The sequence below is a fragment of the Bartonella sp. CM31XJBT genome (assembly GCF_028618555.1).
Lineage (GTDB): Bacteria > Pseudomonadota > Alphaproteobacteria > Rhizobiales > Rhizobiaceae > Bartonella.
Genome location: NZ_JAQITD010000018.1, coordinates 1 through 12,138, shown reverse-complemented (window position 1 = coordinate 12,138; position 12,138 = coordinate 1). Strand labels below are relative to the sequence as shown.

At 37.2% G+C, this 12,138-nt stretch carries 9 protein-coding genes, 2 tRNA genes and 3 pseudogenes; 10 read left to right on the top strand and 4 right to left on the bottom strand.

The annotated features are described in order from the left end of the window. Positions 1-975: 975 nt before the first annotated feature. The 3 genes from thrS to PVV63_RS07745 form a co-directional block, all read right to left on the bottom strand. A complete protein-coding gene (gene thrS, locus PVV63_RS07755) occupies positions 976-2,952 on the bottom strand; it encodes a threonine--tRNA ligase (protein WP_273791375.1) in 1,977 nt (658 codons plus the stop codon). 111 nt (positions 2,953-3,063) lie between these two features. Further along, on the bottom strand, positions 3,064-3,414 hold the full coding sequence (gene yidD, locus PVV63_RS07750) for a membrane protein insertion efficiency factor YidD (protein WP_273791374.1): 351 nt from the start codon (positions 3,412-3,414) through the stop codon (positions 3,064-3,066). Then, positions 3,415-3,843 carry an iron-sulfur cluster assembly scaffold protein gene (locus PVV63_RS07745; RefSeq protein WP_273791373.1) on the bottom strand — a complete coding sequence of 143 codons (429 nt, stop codon included), beginning with the start codon at positions 3,841-3,843 and terminating at the stop codon, positions 3,415-3,417. 125 nt (positions 3,844-3,968) lie between these two features. Between PVV63_RS07745 and folE the strand changes: the two genes are divergently transcribed. The 10 genes and pseudogenes from folE (at position 3,969) to PVV63_RS07695 (ending at position 10,386) form a co-directional block, all read left to right on the top strand. After that, entirely contained in the window at positions 3,969-4,580 is a 612-nt protein-coding gene (folE, locus tag PVV63_RS07740) for a GTP cyclohydrolase I FolE (RefSeq protein ID WP_273791372.1), read from the top strand. A gap of 137 nt (positions 4,581-4,717) precedes the next feature. Next, a tRNA-Leu gene (locus tag PVV63_RS07735) sits at positions 4,718-4,802 on the top strand. 195 nt (positions 4,803-4,997) lie between these two features. Further along, positions 4,998-6,170, top strand: a complete 1,173-nt coding sequence (locus PVV63_RS07730) for an alpha/beta hydrolase (RefSeq protein WP_273791371.1) — start codon at positions 4,998-5,000, stop codon at positions 6,168-6,170. A 137-nt stretch (positions 6,171-6,307) separates the two neighbouring features. Then, a complete protein-coding gene (locus PVV63_RS07725) occupies positions 6,308-6,814 on the top strand; it encodes a hypothetical protein (RefSeq protein WP_273791370.1) in 507 nt (168 codons plus the stop codon). A 659-nt stretch (positions 6,815-7,473) separates the two neighbouring features. Beyond that, positions 7,474-7,660, top strand: a pseudogene (locus tag PVV63_RS07720) (Arm DNA-binding domain-containing protein); the annotation flags it as partial. Then, positions 7,660-8,193 (top strand): annotated as a pseudogene (locus PVV63_RS10515) (hypothetical protein); the annotation flags it as partial. The pseudogenes PVV63_RS07720 and PVV63_RS10515, both read left to right, overlap by 1 nt. 45 nt (positions 8,194-8,238) lie before the next feature. Further along, positions 8,239-8,655: a hypothetical protein gene (locus PVV63_RS07710; RefSeq protein WP_273791368.1), complete on the top strand. Its 417-nt coding sequence runs from the start codon at positions 8,239-8,241 to the stop codon at positions 8,653-8,655. A gap of 13 nt (positions 8,656-8,668) precedes the next feature. After that, positions 8,669-9,145 carry a phage tail protein gene (locus PVV63_RS07705; protein ID WP_273791367.1) on the top strand — a complete coding sequence of 159 codons (477 nt, stop codon included), beginning with the start codon at positions 8,669-8,671 and terminating at the stop codon, positions 9,143-9,145. Beyond that, entirely contained in the window at positions 9,142-9,396 is a 255-nt protein-coding gene (locus tag PVV63_RS07700; protein ID WP_273791366.1) for a tail protein X, read from the top strand. The genes PVV63_RS07705 and PVV63_RS07700 overlap by 4 nt, the downstream gene beginning before the upstream one ends. Further along, positions 9,396-10,386: pseudogene (locus PVV63_RS07695) on the top strand (phage late control D family protein). Before PVV63_RS07700 ends, PVV63_RS07695 begins: the two are co-directional and overlap by 1 nt. Before the next feature lie 544 nt (positions 10,387-10,930). On the opposite strand, the gene PVV63_RS07690 reads toward PVV63_RS07695, so the two are convergent. Continuing rightward, positions 10,931-11,020: transfer RNA gene (locus PVV63_RS07690), tRNA-Ser, on the bottom strand. Positions 11,021-12,138 lie beyond the last annotated feature (1,118 nt).

The window sequence follows — 12,138 nt, the reverse complement described above, 5'->3', positions numbered from 1 at the left end:
CGTTCAACGAGTGGTCATGTATCGTATATGTATATTTAACGAGTTTTTTATAAGAGTTTTTAATTTGGTAAAATATGAAGAGGAGAAAGAATAAACGCTGAGTTTTGCCATTTTTCTTTGATTTAGCTTTATAAAAATTAAGGCAATATCTCATCAGTGTAGATTGCGGGATGTATAATGCCATTGGCTTACCAATTCATGTGCTTGTTTTAAAGAGATGTTTCTTAAGGCTTCTTAATCTTATTTTACTATAATGCCTTGTGAATGATTAATGGTAAACTCGTTGAGTACTGCTATTTTTACATTTATAAAGAAGCAAGTCAGCATCATCATTATAGTTATAGTCGGTCCTCAATGATTGCAACAATCCTTAGCACTTTAGGCGGTTCATTGTGGGCATTTTAAAAGTTCTTTCTCAATAACTTTTATCCACACACTCATTCTGCTTGTTTCGTGCAAGCAAATGATTTTGATAGATTCAACATAAACATATTTAAAACGAGAGAAGCTTATGATATTCGAAACCTTATTTAATATGAATAACGATATATTACCATTATAAATCAATATCTTGTCTTTTTATAAGAGCTTATCTTACGAATAAGACATATCATTGTTCAGCTAATTTTACATATTTTTTATTAATAAATATAATCTTGTTTTCAGCCTTCTTGCTTGATGTTGCTATAATTATCGTAATGATCTATCCATGATAGTAGCAGCATCTTTTCATTATAAAAGTAAAAGATTAATGTTATTATTAATATTCAATTGTCTATGTTGTTTGCATTTAAACAGCTCATAGCTTACATTCAACTTTTTCACCAAACCACCTTGTAGAGAGAGCACGCGATTCTTTCTGGTGATAGGTAGTTGTGCATGAAACAAAAACACTACAATATCAAATTATTTCATTTTGTACAAAAATTGAAGATTTATAGTAAAAAAATTAACGTATTACCATCTTCTGTGATATTATGCATTTATTACACGTTGCAAATCTGGAGGTGTTGCCTCATTTGAGAGTTGTTTAATTGCATCTTCTACAGATAAAAGGGTTTGATTTGTACTTCCTAAGCGGCGCATATTTACGCTGTTTGTTTCAGCTTCACGTTTGCCACATACCAAAATTACGGGGACTTTTTGTAAAGAATGTTCTCGTATTTTATAGTTAATTTTTTCATTGCGGAGATCTATTGTTGCGGAAAGCCCAATAGCTTTAAGTTTTGCTGTTATTTTTTTGGCATATTCATTTGCTTCGGATGTAATTGTTGCAACAACAATTTGTTCAGGAGAAAGCCAAAGTGGCATATGTCCAGCAAAATTTTCGATTAATATACCAAGAAAACGCTCCATTGATCCAAAAATAGCACGGTGGATCATAACAGGTTGACGTTTTTCTGAATCTTTATCAATATAGAATGCACCAAAACGTTCAGGAAGATTAAAGTCTATTTGTGTTGTTCCACATTGCCATTCACGACCGATAGCATCCTTTAATGTATATTCAAATTTTGGACCATAAAATGCTCCTTCACCCGGAAGGATGCTTGTTTTGATTTGTCCTGCAAATTTTGTTTCAATCGTTTTAAGGACAGATTCCATGATACTTTCTGCATGATCCCATAATGCATCAGATCCAACTCGTTTTTCTGGACGTGTTGAAAGCTTAAGACTAATTTCTTTAAAACCAAAATCAGCATAAGTTGATAAAATAAGATCATTAATACTGAGACATTCATCGGCTAATTGTTCATCAGTACAAAAAATATGCGCATCATCTTGTGTAAAACCACGCACACGCATAAGACCATGTAAAGAGCCTGAAGGCTCATAACGATGAACAAGTCCAAATTCAGCAAGTCTAATAGGCAAATCACGATAAGATTTTAAACCATGTTTAAAAATTTGAACATGACCAGGGCAATTCATTGGTTTAAGGGCATAAACATTCCCATGATCTGAATCTTCTGCTGCTGGAATTACTTTGAACATATTCTCCTTATACCAGCCCCAATGACCAGATATTTCCCAGAGTGACCTATCGAGAACTTGTGGTGCATTAACTTCAGCATATTGATGATCATCAAGGCGTCTACGCATATAGCTGATTAAATTTTGGAACATTTTCCAACCTTTTTTGTGCCAAAAAATCATTCCTGGCCCTTCTTCTTGAAAGTGAAATAAGTCCATCTCACGTCCCAAGCGGCGATGATCACGTTTTTCAGCTTCTTCTAGCATATGGAGGTAGGCTTTTAAGTCATTTTCATTTGCAAATGCTGTTCCATAAATTCTCGTGAGCATTGGATTATTGGCATCGCCACGCCAATAAGCTCCTGCAACTTTCATTAATTTGAAAGCATTCCCAATTTGCCCTGTAGATTGCATGTGCGGTCCGCGACAAAGATCAAACCACTCCCCTTGATAATAAACTTTTAAATCTTGATTTTCAGGAATGCTATCAATAAGTTCAACTTTATAAAATTCCTTTTTCTCAGAAAAAATTTTTCTCGCTTTTTCACGAGACCAAATTTCTTTTCTAATAGGTTTATTGCGTTGGATAATTTCACGCATTTTCTTTTCAATAACAGTGAGATCATCTAATGTAAAAGGTTGTTGGTGTGCAAAATCATAATAGAATCCATTCTCAATAACAGGACCTATTGTTACTTGCGTTTCAGGAAAGAGTTCTTGTACTGCTTCAGCAAGGACATGGGCGCAATCATGCCTTATGAGCTCAAGAGCGCGTGAATCTTCTCGGGTAATAATCTCTACTTGACCAGATTGTCCCAATGGATCCGATAAGTCTCGCGTGATACCATCAAGACTATAGGCGACTGCTTTTTTTGCAAGTGATTTAGAAATAGATTCTGCTAATTCCAAGCCTGTCATTTCGGCGGGGTAATTACGTTTTGAACCATCGGGAAAAAAAAGAGAAATAGAGCAAGACATAAAAACACCCTTTTAATCCAATTCCGCTAACGATTGCGGATGGTTTCGTGAAAATTGAGTAAAAAGCTTATAGACTGATTTTTTATCAATACATATGAAAAAAGAAAAGGATTATTTGTTGTGTTTGTCAGAAATTTTCCAGTAACGCCAAGGTTTATAAAAACAGCAAGAATTTCCAAGCGAAATAGGTACTGGATCAAAGCCATCTGTTCCAAAGGGCCCACAACGCATGATACGAAAGAGTCCCATCCATGCACCAGCCCAAAGCCCATGGCGTGCAATCGCTTCATATATATATTCTGAACAAGTCGGGGCATGGCGACACTGATTGCCTATAAGGCTCGAAAGTGTTATTTGATAGAAACGTATTAAGAAAATTCCCAATAATCGTCCGGGTGTTTTTTGCCAAGTGCCTGTGTAATTTCGAGTCAATTTTTTTTGTTGAGATTGTGATTTGAACATTTATTTTTCTTCAATTTGTTGAATGCAATCTATCGTTGCATCAAAGGGTAGTAGTGTTGCTGTATGGCGCACTTTATAGTCTTTAATGGGCTGTAAGCAAGAAAAATCCTCAAATGGAGCTTGAGGAGAAGGACCATTTTGCGTTAGCATTTTGTAGATAACTTCACGCAATATTTTAAGATCTTGTGTTGTTTGTCCGATGATATGAGATGCTAAAAGTGAAGCCGAAGCTTGCCCTAGCACACATGCATGTATTTCGTGAGCAAAATCCGTAATAATACCATTTTCCACTTTTAAATCTACAGTGATTGTCGAGCCACAAAGATGTGCATGTTTTCTTGATGTTGCATCAGGATTATTAAGACGCCCAATTTTGCCTATATGTGCAGCATATTTAAGTATTTTATCATTATAGATATTATCAATCATGCACTATTGCCTGAAATTTTAAGAGTCGTGATTGTTTAAACTTTTAATTCGCTTATATAGAGATTATACAAAATGAAATAGGTATGGAGCAAATGCTTTGTATAGAGTAAGCTTGGAGTTTTTGAATGCGTAATGTTGTTAAAGAAGACGCAAATTTATCTGAAGAAAAGCGTCCGAGTATTGAAGAGGTGGAAGAAGCGATTCGTACATTACTCTTATGGATAGGGGAAAATCCAAATAGAGAAGGGCTTTTAGATACTCCAAAACGTATAGCCAAGGCATATCGCGAGCTTTTTAATGGTTATAGTCAATCTGTTAAAGAAACCTTAGGTACAGTTTTTGAAGAGGTTTCAGGATATAATGAATCCGTAATCGTAAAGAATATACCTTTTTATTCACACTGTGAGCATCATATGATTCCAATTATTGGGAAAGCACATATAGCATATCTTCCTAATGAGAAAATTGTTGGTCTTTCAAAAATTGTACGTGTTGTAGATATTTTTTCTCGTCGTTTACAAACTCAAGAAGCTATGACAGCGCAAGTGGCTCACGCGTTAAAAACGTATCTGAAGCCTCATGGTTTAGCAGTATTGATTGAGGCTGAGCACATGTGTATGGCTATGAGAGGAATCCAAAAACAGGGCTCTACAACAATTACAAAAAACTTTCATGGTTATTATGAAAAAGATCAAGCGGCACAAACACATTTTATGATGATGGTTCAAAGGTCATAGTAGAGCCCATATTTCTCGTAATCTCTATTAAGTTATAAGTCGTCTGAATAAAATAAATTATGAGAAAAAGAAAATTGGCTTGTACCTTTCTTTATGATTTGTTAAAGGCTAAAAACCAAGGTTTTTTCTTTCCACGTGCGGTCGTGGCGGAATTGGTAGACGCGCAGCGTTGAGGTCGCTGTGGGGCAACCCGTGGAAGTTCGAGTCTTCTCGACCGCACCAGTTAGCAGTGAGTCTCTCTTTATAATGAGATGAAGTTATGTTAGAGAGAGGGGATTTATACGTATTATAGAAAAATCTTTTTTGTATGTTATTTGTTGGTGTGTTTCTAAGAATGTTTCGTTTTTTATTACTTTATCTATGCATTTGAAATGTTATATTTTTATAAGGTGGGGTGAAATTGCAGTGAGAAGTATAATGATTCTGAGATATTTAACACTTCTTATTTGTATTTCTTTATTGCCAGCATGTAGTGATTCACGTGCTGTACTTTGGCATGGGGTGCATGCAACACCTTCTATGACTGCCGTAGAAAGGGAAGTTGGAGGGAAACCAGTTTCTCCAAAAGCCATCGTTCCAGTGTATGTTGCAACAAGTCGTATGATGCAAAATAATTACGCTCAACCTTATGGTGCAGAGCGATCAAATAAAGTTCATTATAATCGCGTTGACGTAGGAATTCCTCAGCAACATGTAAAGGGAGTTGTTGAAATAAATGCGTATAAACCTACACATGATAAGTATTTTGCAGCAGTATCATTGCAAAAATACGATAATAAAGAACAGTTTAAACAGCAATTAAATGCTGCTTTAGCAAAAAAGCCAAAAGGAAAAAGAGAAATTTTTCTTTTTATCCATGGGTATAATAATAATTTTGCAGATGGTACATTTCGTACAGCACAGTTTACACACGATTATTCTTTAAATGTTGTCGCTGTGCATTATTCTTGGCCTTCTGCCGGATCTGTTCCTCTTTATATTTATGATCGTGATAGTGCTAATTTTGCCCGTGACGGATTGATAGAGCTTTTAACGCTTATTAGTGAAACCAATGCTGATCAAATTTCGGTTATTGCACATTCTATGGGCAATTTTGTTATAATGGAAGCATTTAGAACATTAGCTTTACAGGGAAAATATAGGCCTATTCGTCGTATTACAAGTTTATTAATGGCTGCACCCGATATTGATGTTGATGTATTTGAGCGCCAACTTAATGATATAAAAAAACTCCCGCAGCCAACAGCTATTTTAGTATCCAGAACGGATAAAGCTCTCGCGGTTTCAGGACGTCTTACGGGTGGACATCATCGTGTGGGCGATGGCTCAGATATTGAAATGTTGCGTAAAAATGGAATAGCTGTTCTTGATTTCTCTCATGTGGATGGGGGAGCACACAATGTCTTTGCATCTTCACCAACGTTGATGGCTCTTTCTCGAGAAGGTTCTTTAGCTTCCACAATTATGCAAGGTACAGAATTGTCACCTAGTCAAGCCCTTCTTGCTGATGGTAGTAGTGTGTTGGAGAAAACAACACATCTTATCCTTTATACACCTGTACGTTTTCTCTCTCCACGGATTCCACGTTGATAGTGAAAAGAGAGAAGGAGCTCCATCAAATAATGTATTGGAGGTAATGTTTTTTAGCACTTTCTTTAGAATGGTTTTGTAAAATGAAAAATAAATAGCGGGATGAATGTAAAAAACAGTCATTAGGTGAGTTTGTGATGATCACACGGAAACGCTATGTTAATACGCCTACAGTTGTTGATTATTTATCTCATTCCGCAATTAAGTTGTTAGACATTCATGCTATGCTTGTGAAGGTGAGAAAAGGTGATATGGGGGAAAAACCAAATTTATTGCGTCAAATTGATTCTACAAAAAAACAGTTAGATGAGATAAGCCATGCTCTTATTTTAGAATATCGTAAACGCCAAGAAAATGAGCGTTTTTTAAAACAAATTCTGCTATCCATTTCTGATCAACTTTTTGCACTTAATAATGGTTTTAAGGAAACAGGGCGTCTTTTTTTTCAAGAAGTTAGAATACTTCAATCTCAGATGCAATGTTTATATGAGGGAAAGGAGAGGCTGCATTTGTTGAATAGCCAAGAATCTTTTTGTTCTCCGTCAAAGATTGATGAGGTCATTAAACAGTTACAAAAAGCACGAGAAAAGCTTATTCTTGAAAGCCCACATCTCTTTGAAAAAAGCACAAAAGCTAAACAATAAAAGTTCTTTAGTTGAGCAGATAGATAATTTGAATTTTACAGCAAACAACGCTGTTAGATAGAAGGCGATAACCTTTTTAAAGAAAAGAATTTGCTTTAATAAATGAAACACATGTATTTTATAATCACACTCTTTATCGCATTAAAGCTTTAGAAGACTTTGGTTATATCTTTGCTAAAGTTAAGGCTGATGAATCAGTTGGCTTTATTGAAGAAAATGTTTGTGGAAAGAATTTTACAAAAAACTTTCTGATTCTTTTAATAATAGCTCGCCGGATAATTTTGCCAATGTTATGAAGTCGTTAGTATATTCATTAGAAACTTAAACTTTAATATTTTCCTTGGTATAAATTAGCTGAATTTAAAGCATTAAAAAAGAAGTTTGATAAAAATAACATGTTTTGTAAATTCACGTTCATCTCTACCTTCTCTTGGATTTAAAAACACTCGGAAAATGAATAAGCTACACGTAATTAAAAAATATATGGTACCCCCAGAGGGTGGAGCGGGCTTTTGCAACAAGATTCAAGTTATGTAAATATGTGCAAGAGCTATTGATGCAGATAATTTTTTATGTTCCAATAAAAAATTAAGTATTAAAGAAAAAATCTCAAATCAGAAATTAAAGGTGATCTAAGAGGTGGACGAGAGAGGCGTTAAGTGAGGGCGATTCATCGGTTATCAGCATCATTCGTCAAGTCATCTTCACAGGGTAAATTATTGAGATGAGGCAGGGCTATGGTTGAATGTTCGAAAAGACAATACACGCTCTTGGTTTTTTCGCTATACGCACCACAATAAGCGCCGTGAAATGGGACTTGGTCCTGTTACGAAACTCTATTTAAAAAATTAGATGCCATACCAGCCGATCAAGAAGCGGCTGCTTTAATACGCTTACAGATTGAAAATTGTTGTGCGCCTGACATTGCAGTGTTGCGTTTTGCTTGTGTGGATGATTTAAAAAATCAATCGGATTATCAACGAAGTCAAGCTGCTTTTAATTGGTGTGAGGGGCGCTTAAAACCTCTTCATATTGGGCTTGACCGACGGCGCCAACATGTTTTTGGTGTTGATCTTGCCAGATCGGGCGATGCGACGTCGATTGTGGTGATGGAAGTGGGACAAGATATTGGTGCGCCGTGTTCGGTTTATGGTGGAATTGCGCAATACGCCGTTTGACCAACAAAGAGAAATTTTATTTTATGTGGTGAATAGTTTGCCGCGTTTGTTGGGGGGCGCTTTGGATGCACGGGGCAATGGGGCTTATTTAGCCGAAAAGATGGCGCAGCATTATGGGGGGGGCTTGTGAAGGAAGTACAATTGTCGCAAAGTTGGTATGGCAAAGAAATGCCGGCTTATTTAGAAGCTTTTGGGGATGGGCTAAACAAAGCCTTTCCAATTTTTGGCAATGGTTGAAGAGTTTTTTTGCCCGCGAAAAGCATCTCTGAGGGTGCCAAGGCTGGTATGGAACAAGCTGGGGAAGATTTAGCAAGTTGGATTGTCGATGGTTTTATGGGCACCATCTCACAATTGACGGATTTTTGTAAATCTTTGCCCTATCGCATTAAGGGGTGGATTGGGTCCATTAATTTAAGAGAGTTTTTGCCAAGTTTTTTGGGGGGTAAAACAGCCATTCAACCGATTGCACAATTTGCAGGGGCTCCTCCTGTAAATTCATCTGCGAGAGAGCAAAGAGACAAAGACCGTTCCCCCATCACACACAATCAAAATGTCACAGTGCATGTTAATGGGGCGCGTGAACCCATGGCCACTGGTCGTGCGGTTTGCCCATGCTTTGTGCAACGGGCACGCGCTAATGCGCTGCATGGCGGGACAGAATGAGGGGAGGGAGCCTATGAGAGATCCTTTGATGATGTTAGGACCGCATCAATTTTATGTGGATTGGCTGAATTTCCAATCTTTTGAAGAAGAGTTTTCTGCCTCATGGGTTTGTATGGAGCGTTTTGGCAAGGCACCCAGTTTGCAATTTACCGGCTATGGCAATGATGCAAAAAACATTCATGGGGTTTGGTTTCCAGAAGAATTTGGGGACCGGGTAGCCATTGATGCCATCACTACAACTATTCGAAGAGCAAAGCCGGTCCAGATGCTTCGTTGGATTAATGATACCACCTATAGTGTCCTTCTCCATGGACCCGTAGTAATCACCACGATCAATAAAGACCACGACTATATCAGTCTTTCTGGTCAATCCCAACGCATCCGCTATTCCATTACGCTCTTGCCCTTTTTTAATGGCGGAAAACCACAAGGACAATACCAAGAGAGACAATATCAAATGGGGTATTACCAAGAGGAACCTACCCCATGAAGATACCCAAAAAGCGCGTTATTGTAGAGCTAGAGGATATGAGCCTCGATCTCCTTTGCTTTCACCATGTCATGGCTGTGTTAGGAGACCGGAGGCAAGCTGGTTTACTCAAAGGCTATTTAGAAGCCACACTGGAAGCTAATCCAGAGATTGCCAAATATGGTGTGTTTTTACCACGGGGCTTAAAGGTCATTCTGCCTGAATTTGTTAGCCAAGAAAAGAACAGCATGGTGAAGCGGTTATGGGATTAATGCGTACACACCCTTTTATTGTGGTCAAGGTGGGAGACAAACCTGTTCATGAGGTTTTTTACCAGCGTCTTTTAACCGCAACGATTACGGACCATGCCGGGAATGAAGCCGATACATTTGAAGCAGAGTTTGACGATAGTGGCAATGATTTAGAGGTTCCCTCAAGCAATAGTGCGTTACAGGTGATCTTTGGCTATGAGAACAGCATCAGTGCATTTATGGGGTGTTTTGTTGTCGAATCGGTTGTAAGTTGTGGGGGGCAGTGATGGAGAGATCTTGCGCCTTTGTGGCAAAAGCGCCTCGATGCGTAAAGAGCTCAAAGAACAGGTGAGTGAACATTTTGACCACCAAACCATTGGTGAGATTGTTGAGACACTTGCCAAACGCCATGGCTATCAAGCAAAGGTCAGTCCCCAGTTCACTCAACAAACTTTGCCTTATGTGATTCGTACAGATCAATCGGCTGTTGATTTTTTAACCCGCCTTGCCGATCGCATGCGGGCACGTTTTTTGATCAAGGACAATAAGTTTTTATTTTTAAGCGGTGACAATTTACCAGCATTAGCAATCCATAAGTACGACTGTTCCAACTGGGAATTTACGTTAGAGCCACGTACGCAATATGGCACCATTGAAGCTTCTTATTTTGATCGCTCAAAAGGGCAGCAATGCCAAGTCAAACATCAGACAGGGTTTAGCGGTCCCGTGCGGCGTCTTCGCACTTGTTACACTTGTGAGGAGGAAGCACGAGCTGCTGCTGCTTCCGAGTCGGACAGGTTGTGTCGTGCTGTAGGCAGTGGTTCTTTGACCCTTGAGGGACGTCCCGAAATCATGGCGGATCAACCTCTTTTATTGCAAGGGTTTCGTGGGCAAATCAATGGTCCATGGAAAGCCGCGACCGTCACCCACTGCTATGAGAAGCAAAGTGGATACACCACAGAAATCACCTTTGAGGCACCAGACAAGGGAAAAGAGGCAGAGGAAAAATAAACCTTGGAGAGACAGAAAATCAAAGGGTCAACTTGACCTTTGATCGGTGTTGAAGAGTATTGAGACCAAAATCAAAAGTTCGCACTTTGGTGTGGAGGTAAGGAATAGGTGCAACTTGCACCAATTGCTCAAAGAGCAATAGGATCAAGTTGATCCAATTGCATGAGTACAGCAATAGGGTAATGTTTACCCAATTCCTTAAAGGAGTAATGATGAAAACATTGCACAATTGCATACTGAAAAGGAATTCGGTCAAGTTGACCGAATTGCTTAAACGCTTTTTCTCTTTTTGATAGTATGCTTAGGATACAGAAAAATTATCAGTCAATTTGATTGATCATCTCAAATTGCGATTTTGAGTAGAAAAGAAAAAGGGGCTTTAAATACCCTTTGAAAGGCATTTGAAGACCCTTTGAGAACACCTTTAAAACTCTTTGAGAAAAAATAAATTGGTACAAAAACTAGTGGCAAAATATACAAAACCCGCTGGCAAGCTACATACAATTACACAGAATCAAAAAGTTATAGCACCATAAAAGTGCTGTGGCGGAGGGGGTGGGATTCGAACCCACGGTACAGTCTCCTGCACGCCGGTTTTCAAGACCGGTGCCTTAAACCGCTCGGCCACCCCTCCAAACTAGATATGCTTTCTGACAAATTTCTTGTAAAAGGTCAATCATTTTAATACGCATTTAAAAGCGTTCTTTGTAAAACTATTTAAGTTTCAATTAAAATAATTCTTCATAAGTTAATTCTTTGAGTGTGTTATCTAAGAGTTTCATTTCTAAACATGATAGTTTTTTCTGAAAAAATGAAAGGTCATTATGATATTTATCATTTTTTTCCTGTTTAAAAGTTTTTTATAAAGCAATATTTTTTTAAAGTTCTAACAATCGTTTTCGTAATAATAAGAAATGTTTAGTTGAAAATGTTTGATAAATTATATTAAATTCCGGTCGTGTATTTTTGAATTATTTTACCTTTCCAGATATTTATTTTATTTAGATCGTTCATATTGGCGAAAAGAAAATGTTATTACTCTAACAGTTTATGAGAGATAAATTTGTAAGAATGACATATATATTCAAGGAAAGTTTTTATTGAGTTTAAATTAAGTATAATTCAATAAGAAATCTCTTTAAAAGATTTTAATTTTTTAAACAAAAATATTCAGATATTTAGTGCGTCTAAAGAGTACCTTGGAGGGAATGGCTGATTTGCACTATTTGAATAAAATTTTATGTAAGATTTGCATCGATAGTTTAAAATTTCTTCTAGATATGACTGGAAATTAGGTATATTTATAATGCTTTTTCTGTGGGATAAGCAAAAAGTTAATTTGAATGGAAGAAAAAATTATTGAGCAATACACTTAGATCAATAGATAATTTGTTAAAGTATTACATAGTTTTTCAAGAATAGAACTTAAAAACGCTAAATTATGCAGAATCAGAAAGCATAAACTTTAACAGACAAGGTTTTAAAAGCCGATTCATTTACAAGCATGTGTAAAATAAAAAATTTATTTACAAAAAAATGGTGCCCCCAGAGAGCGAATCAGGCTTTAGCAACAAGATTCAAAGTATATAAAGATGTGTAAGGGCGTATTGATGTCTATAGCTTTCTATGATTCAATAAAAAAAGTAAGTATTAAAGAAAAAATCTCAAATCAGAAATTAAAGGTGGTCTAAAAGGTGGACCAAAAAAGGTGGACGAGCAATGCTTGAAAAGGTGGACGAGAGGGGACGTTAA